The 22,719-nt window shown below is 45.9% G+C and carries 20 protein-coding genes; 16 read left to right on the forward strand and 4 right to left on the reverse strand.

Annotation, left to right across the window (positions count from 1 at the left end; all coding sequences use genetic code 11):
• Positions 1-5: 5 nt before the first annotated feature.
• Genes L0660_RS12900 through L0660_RS12920 form a run of 5 tightly spaced genes read left to right on the forward strand, consistent with a single transcriptional unit; the run spans position 6 to position 5,581 of the window.
• The gene (locus L0660_RS12900; protein WP_235159841.1) at positions 6-740 is read left to right on the forward strand and encodes an FHA domain-containing protein; all 735 of its coding nucleotides are present in this window, start codon (positions 6-8) and stop codon (positions 738-740) included.
• A 17-nt stretch (positions 741-757) separates the two neighbouring features.
• Complete coding sequence (locus L0660_RS12905) at positions 758-2,155, forward strand: hypothetical protein (protein WP_235159842.1); 1,398 nt, start codon at positions 758-760, stop codon at positions 2,153-2,155.
• Positions 2,156-2,180: 25 nt separating this feature from the next.
• Complete coding sequence (locus L0660_RS12910) at positions 2,181-2,879, forward strand: FHA domain-containing protein (RefSeq protein WP_235159843.1); 699 nt, start codon at positions 2,181-2,183, stop codon at positions 2,877-2,879.
• Between the two features lie 35 nt (positions 2,880-2,914).
• The gene (locus tag L0660_RS12915; protein ID WP_235159844.1) at positions 2,915-3,955 is read left to right on the forward strand and encodes a PP2C family serine/threonine-protein phosphatase; all 1,041 of its coding nucleotides are present in this window, start codon (positions 2,915-2,917) and stop codon (positions 3,953-3,955) included.
• 33 nt (positions 3,956-3,988) lie between these two features.
• On the forward strand, positions 3,989-5,581 hold the full coding sequence (locus L0660_RS12920) for a TonB family protein (protein ID WP_235159845.1): 1,593 nt from the start codon (positions 3,989-3,991) through the stop codon (positions 5,579-5,581).
• Here L0660_RS12920 and L0660_RS12925 read toward each other — a convergent pair.
• Positions 5,578-6,231: a response regulator transcription factor gene (locus L0660_RS12925; RefSeq protein ID WP_235159846.1), complete on the reverse strand. Its 654-nt coding sequence runs from the start codon at positions 6,229-6,231 to the stop codon at positions 5,578-5,580. The two genes, L0660_RS12920 and L0660_RS12925, sit on opposite strands and share 4 nt — an antisense overlap.
• A gap of 119 nt (positions 6,232-6,350) precedes the next feature.
• The gene (locus L0660_RS12930) at positions 6,351-7,094 is read right to left on the reverse strand and encodes a sensor histidine kinase (RefSeq protein WP_233796583.1); all 744 of its coding nucleotides are present in this window, start codon (positions 7,092-7,094) and stop codon (positions 6,351-6,353) included.
• 102 nt (positions 7,095-7,196) lie between these two features.
• Between L0660_RS12930 and L0660_RS12935 the strand changes: the two genes are divergently transcribed.
• Positions 7,197-7,982 (forward strand): helix-turn-helix transcriptional regulator, encoded by a 786-nt coding sequence (locus L0660_RS12935; protein WP_235159847.1) that lies wholly within the window; start codon positions 7,197-7,199, stop codon positions 7,980-7,982.
• Between the two features lie 18 nt (positions 7,983-8,000).
• Here the strand turns inward: L0660_RS12935 and L0660_RS12940 are convergent, their stop codons facing one another.
• The gene (locus L0660_RS12940; RefSeq protein ID WP_233796581.1) at positions 8,001-8,753 is read right to left on the reverse strand and encodes a pesticin C-terminus-like muramidase; all 753 of its coding nucleotides are present in this window, start codon (positions 8,751-8,753) and stop codon (positions 8,001-8,003) included.
• Between the two features lie 221 nt (positions 8,754-8,974).
• Here L0660_RS12940 and L0660_RS12945 point away from each other — a divergent pair, with 221 nt between their 5' ends.
• From L0660_RS12945 to L0660_RS12990, 10 genes are all read left to right on the forward strand, one after another.
• Positions 8,975-9,916, forward strand: coding sequence for a hypothetical protein (locus tag L0660_RS12945; protein ID WP_235159848.1), 942 nt, complete (start codon positions 8,975-8,977; stop codon positions 9,914-9,916).
• A gap of 13 nt (positions 9,917-9,929) precedes the next feature.
• A complete protein-coding gene (locus L0660_RS12950) occupies positions 9,930-11,057 on the forward strand; it encodes a hypothetical protein (RefSeq protein ID WP_235159849.1) in 1,128 nt (375 codons plus the stop codon).
• Positions 11,058-11,073: 16 nt separating this feature from the next.
• Complete coding sequence (locus L0660_RS12955; protein WP_233796578.1) at positions 11,074-12,384, forward strand: OmpA family protein; 1,311 nt, start codon at positions 11,074-11,076, stop codon at positions 12,382-12,384.
• 32 nt (positions 12,385-12,416) lie between these two features.
• Complete coding sequence (locus L0660_RS12960; RefSeq protein WP_235159850.1) at positions 12,417-13,847, forward strand: hypothetical protein; 1,431 nt, start codon at positions 12,417-12,419, stop codon at positions 13,845-13,847.
• Positions 13,848-13,872: 25 nt separating this feature from the next.
• Complete coding sequence (locus L0660_RS12965; protein ID WP_235159851.1) at positions 13,873-14,709, forward strand: PKD domain-containing protein; 837 nt, start codon at positions 13,873-13,875, stop codon at positions 14,707-14,709.
• A gap of 12 nt (positions 14,710-14,721) precedes the next feature.
• Positions 14,722-16,836 (forward strand): PKD domain-containing protein, encoded by a 2,115-nt coding sequence (locus tag L0660_RS12970; protein WP_235159852.1) that lies wholly within the window; start codon positions 14,722-14,724, stop codon positions 16,834-16,836.
• Between the two features lie 13 nt (positions 16,837-16,849).
• Positions 16,850-17,311 carry a PAAR domain-containing protein gene (locus tag L0660_RS26365; RefSeq protein WP_409013393.1) on the forward strand — a complete coding sequence of 154 codons (462 nt, stop codon included), beginning with the start codon at positions 16,850-16,852 and terminating at the stop codon, positions 17,309-17,311.
• 374 nt (positions 17,312-17,685) lie between these two features.
• Positions 17,686-19,515: a hypothetical protein gene (locus L0660_RS12980; protein WP_235159853.1), complete on the forward strand. Its 1,830-nt coding sequence runs from the start codon at positions 17,686-17,688 to the stop codon at positions 19,513-19,515.
• A gap of 4 nt (positions 19,516-19,519) precedes the next feature.
• Positions 19,520-20,299, forward strand: a complete 780-nt coding sequence (locus L0660_RS12985; RefSeq protein ID WP_235159854.1) for a hypothetical protein — start codon at positions 19,520-19,522, stop codon at positions 20,297-20,299.
• 12 nt (positions 20,300-20,311) lie between these two features.
• Positions 20,312-20,830: a DUF4123 domain-containing protein gene (locus L0660_RS12990; RefSeq protein WP_235159855.1), complete on the forward strand. Its 519-nt coding sequence runs from the start codon at positions 20,312-20,314 to the stop codon at positions 20,828-20,830.
• A 15-nt stretch (positions 20,831-20,845) separates the two neighbouring features.
• Here the strand turns inward: L0660_RS12990 and L0660_RS12995 are convergent, their stop codons facing one another.
• The gene (locus L0660_RS12995) at positions 20,846-22,600 is read right to left on the reverse strand and encodes a PKD domain-containing protein (protein WP_235159856.1); all 1,755 of its coding nucleotides are present in this window, start codon (positions 22,598-22,600) and stop codon (positions 20,846-20,848) included.
• Positions 22,601-22,719 lie beyond the last annotated feature (119 nt).

Below are 22,719 nucleotides of genomic sequence, written 5' to 3' on the forward strand. Positions count from 1 at the left end.
ACTTAATGAATCCATCTGCAAAGCGCATTACGATTGGCCGTAAACCAGGCAACACCATTGTCCTGAACACCCATGATGTAAGCGGCACACATGCTTCGCTCACACTTGTGACGCCTGTAACGAATACATGGGAGATTCAGGATCTTGGGTCTGCAAACGGGACTTTTGTGGATGGAATGCGCGTGTACAGAAAGGAAATTACACCCGCTAATCAGATCAAGCTAGGCCAGACTCTGCTGTCGTGGGAGCTTATACTGGATCCGCGACCGCTGGCTCCGGTTGTACCAATAATGCAGACAGCCAAAGTCCTGGATGTTGAAGAGCCCTCAGCAGCGCAGGAGGAAATACGGGAAATTGCCTGGAACCTTAAAAAAGTGAGTGATGACTTCCGGGAAAAGCGCAACCGGATCGCGGAAATTCAAGCGCAGGAATCCATTAATTCCAGGATTCAGGGTTTGGGTTTTCCGATGGGCGCAGTGATTGGTTCGCTTGCCCAGGCCCTGCCACCAGATTATAAAATATTCGGGTACGCAGGTGGCGTCATTTCGCTTGGGTTTGCAGTGAGCGCTCTGATCAGTTCTAAGAAATTAAGTAAGGAAAAAAAGAAATATACGGGACTTGACGACTGGTACAAGATCCATTATGTGTGCCCGCATTGCCACACATTTATCCAGCAACCTTTTGAACTACTTGAAAAAACGAAGAATTGCAGGGCGTGCAAAAAGCCGCTGATTCCCTAATACCATACGGATATCTTATGAACAATCTAGATTTTGAAAAAACCCAGATCTGGGCGAAAAACCTGGCTGCTAACCCTGTTCCTCCTGCGGCCTCCATTCCAAAACCATCATTGAATTTTCAGAAACCGGCTTTCAGCATTAAGAAACCTGTGCTCCGGCCTTTGACAAAAGAAGAAAAAATCACGCTGGCAGCGGGCGGCGCACTGGCGATAGGCCTGGGAGCGATTGTCATCACGAGTTTGTCGGACGAAGATGTGGATGTGTCTCCCGTTACTCCGTCCATTGCAAATCTGAATGCACCAAAACTGGATCTGGGCTCGCCGGAGCCTGTTGCAAAACCGCAAACTCCGGAACCTGTACATCATACGCCACCGCCACCAAGACCGCCCTCCAGGCCACATGAACCAGCCAAAGAAAATTCCAAACCCGATGGCCTTCATGCGTTGATCGACATTCCCGAGACGCCCGAAGTTGCCATAACGCCCAAAGACGAGCAGACTTTTATAGATGCATTTAATGCTGCCAGAAAGGAAGTGGGCCCGGCCGGACTTTTCGCCTGGCGGGACACTTATTACAGTACATTCACTGACAAGGAGTGGGAGTCCGTTGCGGAGGACAAGAAAGCGTTATGGCTTGACGGCGCTCAGCCCATCATTGACCCGCAGGTCGAAAACATAGTGCCTGTGGCCGAGCCGGTTGCTGAGCAGGAGCAGCAGCATGTGATCGTGGCCGAAAGAGGGGCGGTTACCTGGACAGGAATCGATAAAGACGAAGACGGACAGGCTGAAATCCTGATGGCACGAATCAATGGCCAGTCTCCTATGGTGCTTATGGATACCGATGGTGACGGGCTGCTGGATACGCGATATGATTATGAAGCGTCCAGCGGGCGAACCTATGCGTCCGTCATAGAACCGATTTCAATGAGCGCAGCTGAGATAGCACAGCTCGAAATTGTGCCTGTCGGGCCGGATATGGGCTTTTTTAATCAATCCACAAGTGGCGATTCCTCTGATGCATTACCGGTTTCTATTGTTGAATTCGGTGATAGCTATGTGGTCAGCCTGGACAGCAATCGTGACAACACAGTTGATGCAATAAGTTACTTGACAGACCATCACGGGCCGGTTGTCGGGCTGGATCATGATAACGACGGGCAGATCGAGACGGGTTATATCTACGATTCGGAAAGCGGAACGATTAGTTTCCAGGAAACTGCGCCAATGGAGGAAATGACCGTTGGGCCACCAGCGTATCAAATGTTTTCCGACGCAGCAGGGCAGGATGGACTCGATATGCCGGAGCTTTCTGATAATGAAGAGCTGTCGATGAATGAAGACAATGACGTTACGGACGATTTTGATTCCTATTTTAAGAATGACCAGGATCAGTCGGACGAATATCAAAATGCTTGAATAAAAGTTTTAACGTGGCAATACAATGGAAATAGCATGCAGAAAATGCGGCGCCGTGCTATCCGTAGCCAGCACCGCTATACCGATTGTCAAATGTACAAACTGTGGTTATCCCAACCCTGTGATTGCGGGCGCGCAACCGCCAACTGCGAGGCCGCAAATGCCAGTCCCGGTTGCACCATCGCAACAAATGGGTGCACCATCGCCGCCAATAGCCGCGCCGCCACCGCCTTCCATGTCCCAGCCGCAGAGGCCAGTGGCAAGCAGGCCGCAAGCCAGCGCGCCGGAATTGGGATGGCTGGTCGTCCACGACGAAAATGCGGATCAGCAAACGCATCCGTTACGGATTGGGAAACAGGTTATCGGCAGGAAAAGCGTGAGCAGGCCCTGTGATATTATGATTGAGACGGATGATCCTTACATGGGCCGTAACCATTGTATTCTTGAAGTAAAACCTAGCAGGACTGGCAGTTACGAGTTTTTTTTGTCGGATGTGAAGATGACCAATGGTATGCCCGAACAAATGAGCACCAACGGAACATTCGTGAATGCACAGCCTGCTCCGCTGAGGCCGAAGGATATGGTATATCTCAAAGATGGGGATACCATTCAAATGGGCAAAACCAAAGTGGTGATTAAAACACTGATCACCGTGGCCAGCGCGCAGGATGCATCCCGAATCGTACAGGATATGGACTATGCACCGACCGTGATCATTAAATAGCACAGATAAGTCAGGACTTTAAAGCCTATTCCGGAATGAAAATATCGATTCATCAGCCAGCCGGTTTTAACGAAACAGGCGGACGCTCCAACAATGAGGATAGCATTTATCCCATTCCTGGAACCGCCACCGTTTCAGACCGGCTTTTTATGGTTTGTGATGGTGTTGGGGGCGAACATAAGGGAGAGGTGGCAAGCTTCCTGGCTTGTAAGCATATCAGTGAATGTTTTTCCAATATTGGAGAAGCAGAAGCTTCCAAAGCATTTGTTCAGAAAGCGATTGATTCAGCAAGGGAAGCATTTATTGAAACTGAAAAAAGCGATCCCGAAACGGCGGGAATGGCCACAACCCTCGCATTGCTTTATTTTGATGACAGGGGTGCCGTGCTGGCGCATCTGGGTGATAGCAGGATTTACCAAATCCGAAACGGGAAGGTTATTTTTCAAACCAAAGACCATAAATGGGTGAATGAGCTCGTGGAAAGCGGCGTGATCACAGAAGAGCAGGCCATGCAGCATCCGCAGCGAAATGTGATTACCAAAGTGATAACCGCTTCCCGCCCGGATGAAGCGGACTATACGAGAATAACGGATATCAGGGCAGATGACTTTTTTTTCCTTTGTTCGGATGGTGTGCTTGAACAGCTTTACGATGACCTTTTGGAATATCATTTACGGGACAACGCCGACAACCATCCTGAACCAATTGAAATTCTGGAAGCTATAAAAAATGAATGTGCGCACAAAACCAATGATAATTTTTCTGCCTACCTCATTAAAATAGAATCAGTTGAGCAACAGGCAACCCCGGAAGAGAGGGTGAAAGAAAAAGTGGTGCATATGGTGATGCCCGAGCCGGTAATTCCGCAGTCAACGGCCCGGAAACCACGCGGTGTCTTGTTTGGCCTGATCACATTTGCAGTCATTTTTTGCAGTGGATTGATATTTCATTTTGTCAGGTCGGAAAAGCAGACTGAGAAAGCACTTTCGGAATCAAAAGTAAGTGTAAATGAGCGGGATACGGTTCGGCTGGAAGTGCCTGTACAAACGATGGACGAGCCGGAGATTGCCGATTAAGTTTAATAAGAAGTGAATTAAGTATCGATCAATATGGATGCTACCGATTTCAATGACCGCTTCGACTACGATCCCGACAACGACTTGCTCGGCGAGGGTGGTTTTGGGAAAATTTTCAAAGCCTGGGATAACGTGCGGAATGAGTTCATTGCCCTCAAAATGTCGAAGGTCGTGCCGGGTATGGAGGAATTTAGTCTGCTGAGTGAATATGAAAGGGTTAAGCAACTGGAACATCCCAACATTGCCAGATATATGGACTGCCGCCGGATCAAATTGCCGGGCATAGGGACGCATGATATTGCATTGATGAAATATTATGAGCACGGAAATCTTGCACAACTATTAAAGAATCACACCCTTACCACAGGCCAGAAAAACAAGCTCATTGAGGGATTGCTGGATGGCATTTCCTACCTGCATAAGCTCAAACCCCTGATCATTCACAGCGACCTGAAACCGTCGAACATTCTGGTGGTCGAAAGACGCGGGTTTTTTATTCCGTTAATCACCGATTTTGGGATCAGCCGCAGGGCAACCGTGGATGATAAATCCTACGTTACTAATCTCACCGGTGCCGGCACATACGCATATGCGGCCCCGGAGCAATGGGAGGCGAAAGAACTGAGGCCTAATGCAGACTTATGGAGCTTCGGTATTCTGGCCATTTATGTCTGGTTCAATGGTAAAAAACTCCCCTTCCGCTCCGACGACATCAGCATTGCCACAGAATCAGGAAGAATTGAGTACATGAAAAGGGTAATGGCCCTGGACTTTATCCCTGATCTGAAAGGGCTGCCGGAAATATATCAGAAAATGATTGATGCGTGCCTGGTTATCAGTCCGCAAAACAGGGTGAAAACCGTGGACCAGCTTTACACGATTCTCCGCGGCGGCGAGCCTGTTGTAGTGGATGAGCAAACGAAGGTTATGCCCAAGCCGGAAGCGCTTAAAACCAAGCCGGTGGTCATTGACGAAAAAACCAAAATTCTTCCACAAATCCCCGAACCGGTAATAGAAGTAAAAAAAGAGGAGCCAAAACCGCTGCCGGAACCCATCCCGGAAAAAAAGAAGAGCTATGTCATGCCTATTGCACTTGCTTCTGCGGCGGTTATTGGCGGGCTTTCATGGATGCTTATTACGGCAGATCCAAAACCGGCAGCCGTAAAGTCAACACCATCGGCACCGGTTGTTGCGGCCAAGCCTGTTGTTAAAGAAGCGCCTGCGCGAGCTGTCGTTAAGCCCGCTGAAAAGCCCAGGAAAAAACTCCCTGTTAAGAACGCAGCCGCTGTGGCAGCCAAGCCTAAAACAGACAGTAAGGCCATATACCATGTGGTGGAAGAAAGTCCGAGATTTCCCGGAGGAACATTGGCTATGGAAAGCTGGGTTTCCAGTAATATGCAAATGCCCGAAGCGGCGTCACGCTCCTTTATTTCCGGTGCAGTACGTGTTTCGTTTGTGGTAAATGCCGATGGGACCCGGGAAGATATACAGGTGGTGAGAGGCCTGGGTTATGGTTGTGACGAGGAGGCGGTCCGGCTCGTAAAAGCGATGCCCCGCTGGATCCCGGGCAGAACAGCCGGAAGAAGCGTAAGGGTGAGGACAATTGCCGCTGTAACGTTTGATTAATACGTCCTTCCAATCACTTTGGCAACAGCCTCGCGGCTTCCCTTTACCTGCAATTTCTGGTAAATGTGTTCCAGGTGTTTGCGGATAGTTTTATCAGAAACAAAGAGTTTTTCGCTGATCTGGCGCACATTAAGCCCTCGGACAATCCATTCCAGTATTTCATTTTCCCTTAGAGTTAGTTCCGCCGACTTTGAAACCGACTGGATTTGAATGTCGTTGGATCCTTGTCTAAGCAAGTCCAGCGTTTTGGCAGCCATCAACGGCGACATAGGGGCGCCTCCTTCCAGCACTTCGGATATGGCATTGATGATCTTGTGGGGTTTTTCATCTTTCAGGAGATAGCCGGACGCACCTGCTTTAATGGCTTCAAAAAGTTTGGCATCATCATCAAACATGGTAAGTATCAGAATCTTTACCGAAGGATATTTCTCTTTCAGAAGGCGGGTGGTGGTAATTCCGTCCATTTCGGCCATTTCAATGTCCATCAGGAAAACTTCCGGTAGGGCGACGCTGGATAATTTCTTAAAAAGGTCTTTCCCATTTATTGCCTTAAGTATAAGTTCAATGTCTTCGCTAAGAGACAATTTTTCCCATAAGTCAGAGGCAATGGTGGGATTGTCTTCCACTAGTCCAATACTAATTTTAGGCATAGAATGGGAGGTTAACTTTGTAGAGAAAGAAAAAAATGCCGTCATGCGGCAATCGCCCTTTCACAAAGTAACGAATCAGAAATCGCGCAAAAAATACGTCATTTGACGTATTTTGTTTATCAAAGCGGGAACTCTACCAGCACTTTTGTGCCTTCACCGGAAGATTCCAGCTCCAGCTTTCCATTCAGTTCTTCCGCCCTTTTTTTGATATTTTCCAAACCATATCCCGGACAGATTTCCTCGCGGCAAAAACCCTTACCATTATCATTGATTAGCACGGTAAAGCTTGTTTCATCAATGGCGAGACACACCGAAACGCTGGTTGCGTTGGCATACTTCATGGCATTATTCACGGACTCCTGAACGATCCTGAAAATGGACGAAGCAACCGGAGGGGAAAGCAGCACTTCGCTGTCTCCGTAAGCCACAACGTTCAGCTTGGGATATTCCGATTCGCAGGAAATGCGTGTAAGCAGTCCGCGTACGCGCTCTGTCAACTGGCCATACGGAATCTCAGGCTGATTGAGAACCCAGATCGTCTCTCTCAATTGCTGAAAGGTTTCGCTGGTAAAATCCCGGAGGTCTGCCAGCTGCGTCTGGTTCGCCTGGTTGTTGAAGGCCATAATGTCGAGCCGTGAGATAATGTGAGTCAGCTGCGATCCGATCCCGTCATGTAAGTCACGCGCGATGCGTTCGCGCTGATTTTTTAATTGAGAATGCAGCAGCGCGCTTTCCTGCGAGAGGAATTTGACGGCTCTTTTCCTGGTGTTCCTCTCAGGGTCGCCGAGCTTTTCGTTAGCCGAAGAGCTGGTTTTGGAGACGGTAAGCACGGGATAATCATTGAATGAGGAAACGTTAGTCATGAGTAGGGGTGGAATAATTACGGTTATCAAATTTCTTTTAACTAATTAATAGCTACAATACTGATCATTCAGTAATTTGGGAAAAAACCCTCACTAGATGCGATGAACTCTACTCAGCCAAGCGCTTTTGATTTAACTACGATCAGGAAGATATGGAAATCTGACATACTCAAATCGGAAGCCAAGGAAATTGAAGAATACCTTCGGGAAAATTCCCTTTTAATTGAAACACTGAATTCAAATAGCACCTCGGTGGCCATCATTGACATTCAGTCGATGCGCTATCTGTGCTGCCTGGGTGATGCTGTGCAAGTTATTGGATGGAGCAACGACATTCTGATGCAGGAAGGGGTGCAGTTTTTTCTCTCCAAAATCTTCCCTTCCGACTATAGAGGATTTGAAATAATGTCGGCTATGACAACTGACTATGTGTGCAAATTGGATGATCATAAAGTTATTTCATTTAAATCACTTTTTGATTTTAGAATGGTTCGGCCGGATGGAAGTTTCACGAGGATAATGCATCATGGGGTTGCGTTGAAGCGCGATTCCTCGGGTAATATATCTTTTCTACTCGCATTGATCTCGGATATTACACATTTAAAGCGTGATGGAAGGCAGCACTTGCACCTTACAAATGGCTCCGAAAGTTTAATTTATGAGGTAAACAACGAAACAGGTTTTTGCAGAAAACTGGAAAGCCTAAGTGATCGTGAACTGGAAATTGCCCGGCTAACAGGGAAAAAATTAACAAGCGAAGACATTGCAAAAAAGCTGTTTATCAGTACCCACACCGTAAATACACACAGACAAAATATGCTCAAAAAGCTGGACATGGCCGACACAATGGAATTGATTAATTTTTTAACCGTGTATCACCTCATCTAGCGCCTGATTCAAGCTGTTCTAAATGTGTTGTTCATACCATTCGTCGGAATCTTTCGACTGCACGTCATCGGCGTTTTCAGCAATCTCGTCGTTTGAGTACAATTCATCTATTTGCTGATCAAGCAGCTGGTTCTCTGCAACCGCCAAATCATTAGTATTCTCGACTTCCTCATCCTCATGAACATACGCAGGATCAAGAAATTCACGGTAAAACATTTCATTTCTGTAAACCAGCGGCTGATCATCTGAGAAGCGTTCGTAATGAAGCGAAACCGTTTCCCAATCTTCATTTAATACAGCCGTGGTAAGCTCCGGGAATCGGGACAACGATCCGGTATTGTATACATAATCGAACAGGATCTGCTTCTGCCTCCCTGTCAGGCTTTCCCAATCCACGTTTTCCGGGACGGAACCGGCATGTGCGGCAGCGAAGTTCTCGATCTGGTCAATTGTGCGCTGTTCGTATTCGGGAACCAGCACATTTTCAAATAAATTTCGCTGTTGTTGTTCTGTAATAAAGATCCCTCCTCGCTCTGCAACCCAGCTTGCAGCTTCCGGGCCCGTTTTTTCAGCGGCGTCAATGAATGCATAGGCAGTCTCAGGATCGATGCCGGCATTGGTAAGGTCTGTATAAATTTCCTGAGGCGTGCGATGCCCCATATCGTAGCCAGGTCCGATGGTAACGCCTGACCTGCCTCCTGGAAAGTGGGGAACCAGGCTTTGCCCCTGATGGCCTATTTCCTGGTGATAAGTAAAGGTATATTTTGTCATATGAAATAGTATTTTGTACTGCTGCGATACGACTTTGGGACTTGAATATTGTTTAAAAATACGATTTTGTTTTTCAATATCAGCTCAGAAATTTTAAACTTATTTTACGGTTGCTGCCTCCAAAATATACGTCAATTGACGTATTGATTGCCAGTTTTGACCAACCTATTTTTGGCTTGTTAAAAGTGCAAAGTTCCCTTCTACCTAAACTTTACGCAGCCATGCACAATCGTTTACCACGGCATATCATCCTGTTATTGTCAATATTAATCTGTGGTAACTCCATTGCGCAAACACCCGTACGCAAACCTGACAAGATCTTTAAAATTGATCAAACCAGCCTGGAAGTGCTGATCGAGGAGGTAAACAAAACCGACATTGCCTATAAAAAATTAAACGACCCGAAAGGGCCTTTGTACGCCATTCCAAAGAAGGAAGTTTGGAAAATAGTTTGGAATAATGGTGATGTAGAAGAAGTTAACCCACCCGTTACTGCGACTGCAAAGGCAAGAAAACCCACCGATCTGATCGTTACCAAAAAGAAGGAAGCGGATGAAAAGTTCTGGGATAAAAGCGGCCTGTACGCAGGACCCAAAGTCGGTGTAGGGCTATCCTTCATGCCCAAATCAGGCGGGCTGATAGAGGGGACAGAACCGGCATATAGTGGCGGTATTGCCATTGGTTTACACAAAAAAGCATTGGGAGTTCAAATTCAGGCACTATACACACAAGTAGGATATGGCGTGTCGGTGCCGATTGGAACAGCGGGTGAAGTAACCAGTATCAAAGGCACCCAATCGCAGCTCCTTTTACCATTGACCATTATGACATCGCAAAAGGCGGGCCCCCTCAGGATTGGTGTTTCAGTGGGTGCATTCGGACTGATGCAGATAGGCAACGGTGGTTTGAAAGTCAGCGATGCAAATGGCAGCTCAACTGTCAAGAATTGTGACACTTGCTCGGATAAGGGATTAGGATTTGGCCTGACCGGCGGGATCGGTGTTACGATATCGGAAGGTCCGCGCCACGCAGTTTTTATCAATGCAGACTGGTATTACAATCTCGGAGAAAACAAAGATTATAAACCTGGGGAAACCAGTGTTAATACGCATTTAGGTTTGTTAAGCGCAGGCGTGCTGTTCCATTTTCCCGGCGGGCACTGATCAAAGATCTGATATGAAAATTAATTCTGGAACGATCGTTCTATTTTTGGCTCTGCTTATTGGTCCCCATGCATTATTTGCTCAGGAGCGCTTCTACTTTCGAAACGGTAACACTTTCCCGCACAGAATCGTAGAAGCAAATGATAAGGAGATTAAGTTTCTGGAGCCAAAAGGAGACGCTACGATCAGGCGTGGTATTGACCGGGAGAATGTGGTGGTTGCTTTCAATGCGCACGGCTTGTTTATTGTTATAAAAGATCTCAGCCCTGATCCGGAGGTTTCCAGGAAGTCGCTCGAAAAGTTTTATAATGCCACCGGCCCCTCAACCGATTTGCTCATCAAGTCGACGCCGATTGAGGTGATCCCGGCAACAATCAGGATGGAGAATGATGCGATCAATTATCTTACAGAAGACAACAAACCTGCATCCATCAATAAAAATGACCTGGTAGCTATCATTTACCAAGACGGCAGGCACCTCTTGCTGAGAGATCCTGAGGAAGCCGAAAATTTACTCAGTGCAGCCGCTGATAAGGTGCTTAGATACAGTAAGCCTGCGGCCAAACGGAACAATGCGCCACCCTCGAAAGTGGCTACCGCTCCGCAGCCGGTAGCTGAAAAAGCCAAGCAGCCCGTGTTGTCGGAACAGGAATATAAGGAGTACAGACAAAAGTCAATTACCAAAGTGGAGCAGTTCAGCGACTACTTGCAGGTGATCGTGGACAGGAGCTTTTCAATGAATGAAAGGGATCTGGCGATTAAAAACGCATTGCAGCTTTTCCTGCCAGAAACACAAATCGAGGTGTCATCTAAAAATAGGAAAGGAGTGACCAAGCTGCCATTGGAAATGTATCTCAAACGGTTGAAAATGCTTCCCTATGGCAATGTGCAGATCAAGTGGAGCCAGATTGAGTATGTAAGCGAGCTGAAACAAGAGCAGGATGGCAATTACTATGGGACCATTGTCGGAAACCAGACGTTCACGGGCTACGGAGAAAAAAACCAGAATATCCTTTACAGCGACATCACAAAAAAGAGCGTTCGCGTGAAGCTCGAAACATATCAAAAAGAGATTGACGGGCAAAGCAAAACCAATTGGACGGTGCTGCTCGGGAATATTGGCGTTGTGGCTGACGAATAGTAATTCTATTATTTCAATGAAAAAGGTCTTGCTGCTGTTGTTGCTATTTATAGTGGTTTGGGAGATGAAGGCGTCGCCTCAAGCCCTGCGTATTATTGGCCAGGCCAGTGATGTGCGCTCCGGGGCAAGCGTGTCGGGTGTATCCTTTTACATTGAGAAAGATAACCGGCGCACATTGCTGTCGTCCACAGATGAGCAAGGACATTTCAAGCTCGATCTGCTTTCGGACGCGGCAAAGATCACGATAGAAAAAAAGGGTTATCGGCTGATCAGCACAGGTATAACAACCTATAAGAACGCGGGAAAAAGGATTGATTTTTTTGTGAAAATACCATTAATACCACTGGATGCACAGGCAAACGATACGCCCTACATGCAGAGCCAGCAAACGCAGTACACGGTTGAAAATGAGCAAAAGAAGAAGACTACCATCGTGCGAAAATTTTTTGTGTCCGACGCCGTAAATGGCTCTGCGGTTAGGAATGGAACATTGTGTTTCGAGTTTACAAGAAATGCCAGGAAGGAATGCAAAGAACTTCATGAGGAGATGACTATGTCCTTTGGCGAATCCGACATTGTGGGATTTACGGTTTCTGCCGAAGGATACCAGGAATATACGGGTAACCTTATCCTCGATAAGATGGATGAAAAACCAGGCAAATACGACATTAAGCTTACGCCGGAAATCACCATGCTTTCCCTGAACGTCAGCGGAAACCCATCGGTGGCATCGTGTAAACTCACAGCGGATTCGGGCGGCGAGATAGTACTGCCTGCTTTGGATAAAATGGCCTATGCTGCCTTGGTGCGGGCGGGAAACTATCGCCTTACGGTATTTGACAGGAAAATGGCACTGATACATTCTGAGAAAGTTTTCGTGACAAAAGGACTGAATTTCATGGGCTTAGTCGTGGGGAATAAGCCAATCCCTGTTCGGGAAATGCCGGTAGCAAAAGCAGAAACCGGACCTGTAAAAGCAGAAGGGCTGGATTCTCTGGAAACGCTTACGATATATTTTAATCAAAGCGATTATACATTCAAACCGGATGAAAAGGCAAAGCTCGATGCACTCGCAGAATGGCTGAAAAAAAATAATGACAAGAAAGTGCGGGTGGTGGGACATACCGATAATGTCGGCAGCACTAAGCTAAACATTACGCTTTCGGAGTTCCGGGCCAAAGTAATCCGGCATTACCTGTTGTCCAGGAAGGTGAGTGAGAAGCAAATTTTGTGGGCAGGGGTGGGAGGGAAATATCCAGCCAGAAAAAATGATACGGAAGAAAACAAACGATTGAATAGGAGAGTGGAAGTTTCCATGCTCCCATAACCCAAGACCAGCATCATTAAATGATACAGCTTATGCGATTGATTTTTACCACCTGTTTTTGTTTCGCCATCCAAGCTCTGATATTCGCTCAGACCCCTGAGCTTACACCGGCCGATATCAAAGAGATCCGGGCAGAGGCCAGAAAAGTCGTAGAAGTACAGCTTAACGATCTGCTGAACACCGTTGCCTTGGACAACATTACGGAGAGTAACAAACAGCTTTTGATATACGACAGCTATCTGCCCAGTCAGAACCAGGTTTTTTATGGGGATAAGGCCATGGTGGAAGATGATGTAAATCCGGACAACACGGTCAAGAAATCGGGTCCGGACCTGCCGATCCGTAAGTATCTTGACGATCTTAAATTGTACTATAACAAAAGCCCTAAATACAGTATCAAAATTTCGGAGGTTTCGGTAGGGCAGGTGCAGCAAAAAGAATACCCCTATGTTCAGGTAACTTTTAAAACACACTTCACCAACACACACCGGCAAAAGACAACCAAATATGAAAACGTATATAGAGTAGCGGAGCTGCGGGCTGACAAGCCGGACAAACAATGGATCGTACTGATAACCCGCATCGGTTATTATCAGCCCTCTGCAAATACAACAGCGGCCGTACCGGCTGCGACAGCCCCTGCGCCCGTTGTTGCCTCAGCACCTATCGCAGTAAAAAAGCCGGAGGAAATAAAGAAACCGGAGGAAACCAAAAAGCCTGAGGAACCTAAAAACACGGTTTCTGCTGTCCCGGAAAAGGCTCCCGTTATGGCAGTTGCAAACAAAGAACAGGACAATACACCCAAAAAAGAAGCACCGGCAAAAAGCACGGTAAAGGAAGAGATTCCCGTAGCAGAATTGAAAAAACCGGAGGTTTCGGAGAAGAAAGAAGCGCCAAAAGCAGAGCCTAAAAAGGAAGCTCCGGCGACTGTAAAACCGGCCGAAAAATCTCCCGAAATGGTTCCTGCCACGCCCAAAGACAGGCGAATCGCGACTTTGAATGCAGAACTGGTCTCTTTGCAGAAAAAGGCCGCGCAATATAGAACGAAAAGTACGCTGATCAGGGCAGGTGCAGGCATTGCAGTAGTTGCATCCATAGCAACCGGCGTTATCTTATATGGTGCTTACAATGATTATAAGTCCGAGATAGACAAAAATAACGCCGCTTTTGATAAGTGGTATGACACCGAGGTCGGGGGCGTTAGAAATGGCGACAGATTCAATTCCCGTGCAAGCTATCACGCCAAACCCAACAGCCTTATTTCTTTTGCCAGTCCGGGGGTTTTTGTGGCGGGTGCCGGTATCATTGCAGGTGGCGTGCTCTGGTTTGTGGGCAGCAAAAGTGCCAAGGAAGCCAGGCGTTACAATAAATTACTCGAGCAAAAAAGAAAGCAGATCGTCGTCTCCCCTCAGTGGAATGGTGCCCAACGATATGCCGGGGTTCATTTGAAATACCAGTTCTGATTGACTCTCTAAACCCGACGGAAAAATGATTTCCAAAATAGCATTCATAATCATGGCATTCGTAGCGGTTGGCTGCTCCATGCAGGAGCCCGGAGCCCCGCAGGCCGATTTCGAAACGTCAATCGCAGACTGTCAGGCACCGTGTAGTGTTGAATTCAAGGATTTGTCAACTAATAAAGGTGTTTACAATTGGAAATACGACTGGTCTTTTAAGGATAGCACAAGCTTTTCCTTGGAGCAGAATCCAGTCCTTAATTTTTCCAAAGCAGGTAAATACCAGGTTGTTTTGACGATCAGTAATGCAAAATATGGCAGCGACACCGCGGAGAAGACAGTTACGATTACGGCACCCATTGCTCCGGAAGCAGAATTTCTTGTTACCGGGAACAATTGTCAGGCACCGTGCGAGGTCGGTTTCACCAATCTTTCTAAGAATGCACAAACATTCAAGTGGGAGTTCGGCGATAGCAGCGCTGTGAAGACAGAACAATCTCCCAAGCACACATTCAACAAAGCAGGCATATATAAAGTCATATTAACCGCCTTCAATGAAACGGTAAGCGACACGGCTGCGAAAGTCGTGACCATTATCGCAGCATCCAAAGTACTCGAAGCCGATTTCGATATTGTTGCAAAAGATACAACCCGCCCCGATTCAGCTGTTTATTCATTCGTCAACAAATCCAAGAATGCAACCAGCTATTTGTGGGATTTCGGAGATAAAAGCCAGGTCAAGGCCGACTCACCGACACACGCATTTCCACGCACTACCAAAGATGTTACCTATAACATCTCTCTTTCCGCCATTTCGGGAAGTGAAATGAAGAAAAAAACAAGAGCCCTCATCATCAAAAAGAAATAGCAACCCGAACCTATGAGAAGAATTTTAATTCAGTTGTTGTTACTGGCAATCGTTTTCGGCTGCCATCAGGAGCTGCCCCCGCAGCCGGTTGCTAAGTTTACTTTTACAAATGGTGGCTGTACAGCGCCTTGTTCGGTCACATTTACAAGTGATTCGGAAAATGCGACAAGCCTAGAATGGGACTTCAATGACCGGTCAGAAATTCAGAGTGGTAAGACCGTGACACATGAGTTTGTCGATGGAAAAAATTACTACGTAAAGCTTATCGCAAAAAGTGCGGATGGCGGAAGTCATGGTGAAACACAGACGGTAGTAATAGAAGCAAAACCAGCTGCTCCCCCGGTTGCGGACTTTGATATGACCCCTAAAAATGGAGGTGTAGCACCACTTAAAGTTAGTTTTGATAATCAGTCTAAGAATGCAGCAACCTATAAATGGCGATTTGGCGATAAGTATGCCTCACCAGCAGATCCAGATTCTAGCACTATACAGAGCCCTTCACATACTTATTCCGTTCCAGGCACCTACACAGTAACATTAACTGCATATAATGCAGAAGGCAAGCCGCACCAAAAAACAAAAACGTTCGAAGTAAAAGCGGAAGGCCCGACGGCGAGTTTCACCATGGACAAAACGGAATGCGAGGCGCCATGTGAGGTAACATTTACAAACACTTCAACAAAGGCTGATTCTTACAAATGGGATTTTAGTGACGGTAGCACAAGCATTGAAAAATCACCTAAACACACATTTAACACACCAGGAACATATGTGATTGTGTTGACAGCCAAAGGTCCAGGAGGTGAAGACCCAGAAACAAAAACCTTGACTGTAAAAGCGAAATTGTCAAATGCCATTGCAATAAAGGGTACGTATAATTATCCAACGCATATGCTTTCCGATGCCGTGGGAAATATTTACGTCTGCGGCGCAATGACCGGGACAGCGGATTTTGGGAATGGGAAAGTGCTTTCAACCGGATATTCAAACGGTAACTTAGATTTCTTCATAGCAAAATATAATACTGTGGGTGAATGCCTATGGGCTTACTCAGACGGAAGCAGCAGTGACGACATCGCCAACGGGATTGGGTTTGATGATTCAGGCAACGTTTATCTTACAGGGTCTCTGAATGGTATACCCAGAAAATCACAGGGTTTTAGAGGTGGTTTTGTCGCTAAACTAACCAGAGATGGTAGCGTAACTTGGTTTCAATCATTTGGCGGGCCTGGTAATATCAGTGCTGAGGGAAAAAGTGTAGGATTTTATCAAACAACGGATGGACCCCGAATATATATGGCTGGCACCATTAAAGGAGTGACTGGCGATAAGGATATTCTCTTCGGAAACAGGTCATATGCGGCGGATGATCAAGATGTCGTATTGGTGTTTTTGGATGCAGATAACGGGAGCTTTGGTACACCATTGATCGTGGGCGGACCGAATGCTCAATTTGTTTCAGCAATGGTAATTGACAATGAAGGAAGTGCCTATATTACTGGCACTTTTGATGGTGCAATGTCGTTTTCCGGCAGGCAGAGTAGGCTCAGTGGGAGTGGTCGTCTGGACGCTTTTGTAGCCAAATGGAATTTGGCTAGGGGCGACTGGGAATGGGCGATTGACTATGGTTTTAGAGAAGACGACTATGGTTATGATATTGCAATAAACCAGCAAAAAGAGTTGTGTTTTGCCATGACTGAAACTAGTTCTGGAGACCCGGCACTGCACTATGCTAAGATTAACGCTAACGGTCAATATGAGCTTAATGGCAGTTCCTTCGGTCTCGATGGATGGCAGGTTCCTGGTGGAATTACAATAACACCGGCAGGACAGGTAGTTTTAGCTTCATCATTTACAGGCAAGGGCACACTACGAGGTGCTACATTTGACTCGCGTGGAAATTCTGACGTATTAATTGCTGAACTAAAAGTTGAAGATCCATATGTGGGCAAGCTATATGCACACGGAGGTGGCGCAGGTGAAGATCGTTCAATCCGAGTCTGTCTTGCTCCTGATGGCACAGTCTACAACACCGGTTGGTTTACCGGAACAGCTACATTCAATAATACCGAGTTAGTGGGTGCCAGTGCTTCCCGCAATACTTACATCGTTAAATACAAATACTAAAACATGACTTCTCATGGGAAAACCAGCTGCAAGAATAGGTGATATGCACGTCTGTCCGATGGTTACTGGCCTCGTACCTCACGTTGGCGGTCCGGTCGTTGGCCCTGGTGTCCCAACGGTTTTAATCGGCGGAATGCCTGCTGCGGTTTCGGGTGATATGTGCGTGTGTACCGGTCCGCCAGATACGATTGTACTGGGTTCTACGGGTGTTTTTATTGGTGGAAAACCGGCAGCGCGGATGGGTGATATGTGTGCGCATGGCGGGGCTATTGTGGTTGGTTTGCCTACGGTTTTGATTGGGGAGACGTTTGCGGGGAGTGCTGCTGCGGGAGCTCCGCCTGAGGCTTTGGCTGCGGTGTTGAAGAATGCGCCGGGTAATATCATTAGGGCAGTTAATCAGGCGGTCACGATGAAGAAGGCTGCGAATAACGGGGCGCCGTTTTGTGAGAAGTGCGAGGCCGCGAAGATTGGATAGCAATTTACAATTTTAATAGATACAACTATGCTCATAAGAAGTGATCAGATTCACATATTAGCGGCGAGCATAGAATGGTCATTTACGGTTCGCTGTACCGAATTTTTGAAACGAAGATTTCCGGATTGGGCGAAGGGGCAGACTTCGAAAGAATTAACCCTGTTTGTCAGTGAAATCATTTCTTTCGGAAAAAAATATGAAATAAGGTCCCAACGGAGTCTGCAGAATCTGATGTTTTTAGAAGTCAAATATAGTTTTTTGTCCGACGAAAAGCTTGTAGGCGCCATCGCTCAGATATTATCCTATCCGGACAGGCCCGACGATTTAAAACTGAACTATTTACATAAGCAAATAATCCACATCCACTCAATAAAATGAACCGACCTTCCCAGGAAGATGCTCTTTGTTATCCGATAAAAGAAGCATCCAAGCTTCAGGCATTGGTTGAAAAGGATAATATTGATGCAGAATATGATATCGTGGATGCACTCTGTGATGGTGTTAGCGAGGCTTGCCCGTTTCGGGAAGATCCTCAAATGCAAACTGACATTCAGTGCAATTTTGATAGTATCCTCATAACAAAAGCAGGGAGAAAATTTGATTACGAATGGAATGTCCAAAGTGGTGTTAAAGCGGACGTAAATGGAGATACCGACACCTATATTGAGGTTGTTGCAGGTGACTCTAAGGAAGCGGAAATTGTATTGAGAAAGAAGGGTTTGGTTGGGCCTTGCGAAGGAGGTAAAAACCACAAAGGGAAATCATGGGATATTGAGACTTTTAATAGTGTACCTGATGACGAATGTAGACTCATGGTGCTTGCGCGACAAACTAAATACAACGAGGTTGCGCATTTTCTCCCATATAAGCTGCAACCTAGCAGTTATACGGTAAGGGCAAACTCGTGCCATTCAAAACACGAGTTATCTATTAAATGCTATTCTGATGCAGAATTGACGGTTTCGGGTGCTTTTACACTATACAAAAGCAGCACTGAAAAAGACAGAATTTTCGGTGCCGAAAACGAAAAAAAGGTGCATCGTAATAAACGCGAATTGAATTTCGAAGTAAAACGAAATTCAGCTCAAGTATTGAAATTTAACGTTTTTGAAAAGGAAACAGTTACAAGAGAAAAGTTTGCCCGAAATGAAAACGATGCGCCGGAAAGTACTATCCCTTTAAATGAGCAGATAAAAGGCCACGTAAGCGAAGAGGCGGCTGCAATTCTGGAACACATTAATATAATCAAAGAATATGACAAAATCCTGGATACCGGGATGCAGGTCTTTCAGTCATTATTTAAAGAATTCAATAAATGTTCGAGAATACCTCTTGCCTGGGAGGTTACATTTCTCAAGACTAATGTCAATGTATCCGCCAAATGGGTGGAAGTTCCGGAATCAAGACGGTGTAATTACGAAGTAGCCGGATCAATAGAATTTTCACCTCTGATATCGGTAAAGTTTGAGGCAGATTTTTCCAACACCTTATCTTATATTCCGTTTTTGGGCCCGTACCTTGGCTTAGCTGGTGGAGTATTAAAGGCCTTGAATGCCGGAGAAATAGCTCTAAAGTTGGAAGTGTTAGGAAGTATTGGCATGTCGTCGGATAGGTTCATACTAAACGATAGCCAGGTTCCCAGTAAACTGAATAATTCCCAAATTACGGTCAAAGCAATGGGAGAAGTTGGTGCTACCATTAGACTTTATGCAACTATTAAAATTTGGACCCCAGAGTTTTTTGGAATATCATGCGGAGGAGAAACACATATGGAACTAGGAGTGAAGGCTAAACTTACAGATACCGAAAGTGTATTAAGAGAATTGTCATCCTACTACGCCAAAACAATGAGCGAAGAACAGAAGACAGCCCTGGAAATGCAATTTTCCGCTCCAGAAAGTAAACAATGGTGGCTGGGCTTTTCAGATGGCAAACTAATGTTTAAGACGAAAATAGGGTTTACCGGATTGGCGATTTACACAAAAACACATGCTCAAGGGGGCTGTGCTACTACTATTACAGACGTCGAAGTGCCAGCGTCAATGCAGAAACAAGCTGTCAAGGATTACAAGATGGCAAAAGAAAATGCGCCGAAATCAGATTTTAGCAAGAAATGGGGCGGTGAAGAGGAAGAGATACTTTGCCTAAAAGGTGCAAGCCCTCTTATTTGGCAGCCTGAATTCAACTTTTTTGGTAATTCATAGCGTAATGGATACAGCTGCATTATATAGGATTGAGGCACTAGTGTATGGGTGTAAATACAGTTTAACACTGAACGATGTCCCATTTGCTTTGGACTTCACCGGTAGACCGCTAAACTCTGAGATTCCCGGCAATGAATTTGTATTTACCGGTATGAATATTCTTGGTGTTGAGCTTTTTCCGGTTGGTAGTGCGACAAGTTTGGAACACGGCGCTGAAGTGAGTATCAATATAAAACGATATACCTCCGAAAGTAACCCGGGAGAGGGTGTTTCCGTGTTCTCTTATAATAAAGAACCCGGCTCGATAAAGGAACTTCCCTTTTTTTCACATTTCTCAACAGTCGAGATGGCTGTCATTCATGGTCCGCCTATTTGGCTCAACAACGTAATTATTGATATTACGGCTGTTAATCAAATAAGGGTTGCGCTTGATGTTTTCTACCAAATATGGAATGCTTTCAGTAACCAGGAAACGGAGCGCATTATAGAACTCTGTCAATTGCGATTTCAACATTATGAAAAATGTTATAATTTACCACCCGGCAATAGAGAGGTGGTGATGCGAGAGAAATTGCTGGAAGTTTTTAATGACGATTTTACGCTAGTGAATTTTGATCTTTCCATATTCACGCCCCAGATTTTTGCCAGCGGCAAATTGATATCATTAAAAGATAAACAAGGGTATAGTTTCGTCATGTATTATAATTATTCGAACCGAACGCTCGTCGAATTTCCATTTTTTATTGGCTTTAATCAGGCCAAGGAGCTGGTTGTATTTTTATAATAATTTCCCCCCATGCCAACCCACCTCCTCCTAGACGCTGCCCGCATGGAAGATGCCATGGATCGGGCACGGGAACATAATCCGCTTCACGCTTCACTCTACCGGAACAGAGAAGGCCAGGATGAGATTCTTCCGTCTGTCGCTCCGTTTTTGTTTACATATCCACATACCGCCAATTTTGAGGAGTTTGTGATGACGGAAGGCTGGGGCAAGTCGTGGGGACTTTGGGCAGAAAGCAGTGCTAACTTTGAAGATTTATACAAACACTTCCGTCGCTTCCTGATGGTCCAAACAGAAGAAGGCCAAGAACTTTATTTCCGGTTTTATGATCCACGGGTCCTCCGCATTTTCCTGCCTACCTGCGATCAGGATCAGCTAGAAGAATTCTTTGGGCCGGTCAGTCAGTTCATTATGGAAGACGAGGATCCGGCTTTTTGCATCCTTTTTTCACTCTGGCAAGGGCAATTGTTTGTGGATCGCCAGGACGCTTCTTTATTGAAATATATTCTCAATGATGAGGTGAGCGGCTAAAACGTGCTCGCTCTTCTAACGATTGCAATAGTAAGTGTAGATGTTGTCGCCTGCAAACAGGTTGGATCTTGTCGGCAAACCTTCGGTGTTATACTCGCTGAAGGCGGTTGTTTCGTTGGCCTGCGTTTCGTCCGCCGATCCATATCTATATGTCACCTTGGTGTAACTGGTTACATTATGAACTGTAATCCCTTCCGGTGCCAGATAGGAAGGATGACCCAGAAACACACGCGAGAGCAGATCGATACTCTTTTGATTGTCGTACTTCCATTCTTCAACACAAGTCGTTTCGAAAGGCAAAGCTGGATCTCTGAAAATTTTTCTGGTCAGTTGCCCTTCATTGTCATACTCCAATTTTTGCTTTGCATTGTCTGTAAACTCAATCTCGGAAATCCGGTTATCTGCAATGATATATTTGGTGACCCGGTATGTTTTGGTAAAATTCTGGTGTTTAAGTGTGTACACTTCACCCGAATTATCGCTGCTTGGGATAACGGATAAGAGCAAGCCGGTTTCAGAGTAATTATAAACAGTGCCGTCAACAATGACTTTGGAAACATTGTAATTTGTATGATATTCAAACTGTAAGGCCAACTTACTGATCGTACTTCCCCCGGCCGGGTTGTTTCTGTCCTTGACAGTTGTTCGCAAAATCTCAGTGGACGAGAGCAGCCCGTCACTATTGTATTTATAAGAAAATATTCCGGAGCTGATCTCCACAACTAACTGGCTGTTGTTTCTCACGGACAGGCTATAATTTTGCCGGGTAATTAAGCCGTCTGCATAAGTGTAATCATTGACGATACGGGAGACCGGCGCGCCCGACATTTCGTTTTCTATTTCCGTGCTTCGAAGGGGGAAATCATTTGCGTCATAAGTGAAAAGAGCTTCGTACTTTCCGGTGATCGGGTGCTGCCTTGTGTGTTTGGCAAGTCTGCATTTAGCGTAGATCTGTACGGTTTTCTTTTTCATGCTGGTCAAATTTCCATTTCTGGTGACGAGGATGACGTTATATGCGCCTGCGCGCTTATAAGTGTGCTTTGGAGAAAGATCCGTAGACAAATTTCCATCTCCGAAGTTCCATAAATACGTGACTCCACTGACGGATTTGTTTGTAAATGTTACGTCGCAATTATAGGCGCAGTTCTCTCCTGAAAGGTCAAATTCTGCGGTAGGCTGCACCGACTGTGGTGCGGTTACATTTAACGTTTTTATTAATGTGTCGTTTGGTAGCCCGCTGGCTTTTGCAACTAACGTGATTGCGTAGCTACGTGGTTCAGAAAAGGTGCGGGATAATTTCTCATCACGCTGACGTGTTTCCAAGGGCGTATTATCCCCGAAAAACCATGTGTATGAGGTGGAATGAATGGATTTGTTGGTAACATACACCGTGCATGGGGCTGGGCATTCAAGGGCTGGATCAAGATCAAAAATGGCTTTGGGAAGCGGCCTGTCTGGCGCGTCTACTATTATACTTTTAGAAACCCCATTGGATCCGCCACCATTTTTAGCTATCAGTCTCACATTGAAATTACCACCAATCTTGAAATCATGCGTGATCTCGGCATCACCGCTGGTCACAATGGTAGAGGAGTCCCCAAAATCCCATTCATAGGAACTGGCATTCCGCGAAGTATTCTTAAAAGTCACAGGCACGCCAGCCTTTATCGTCCCCGTTGGCACTTCGAAATCTGCTTCCGGGAACTCGATTTCTTTATGACAAGAGAAAACAAGTGTTAAAAAAACCAATGAAATAAGTGCCTTTACCATTTGAGTAATTTTTTTCCTTACGCACAAAGTGTCTTCGAAAACCAGACTTTTGCTAATAAAGATAAAATTGCCCGCATGGAGCGGCAATACGTCATTTGACGTATTTTAGGTAGTGGATG

This window comes from Dyadobacter sp. CY351 (assembly GCF_021502625.1).
In the GTDB taxonomy this organism is placed as follows: domain Bacteria; phylum Bacteroidota; class Bacteroidia; order Cytophagales; family Spirosomataceae; genus Dyadobacter; species Dyadobacter chenhuakuii.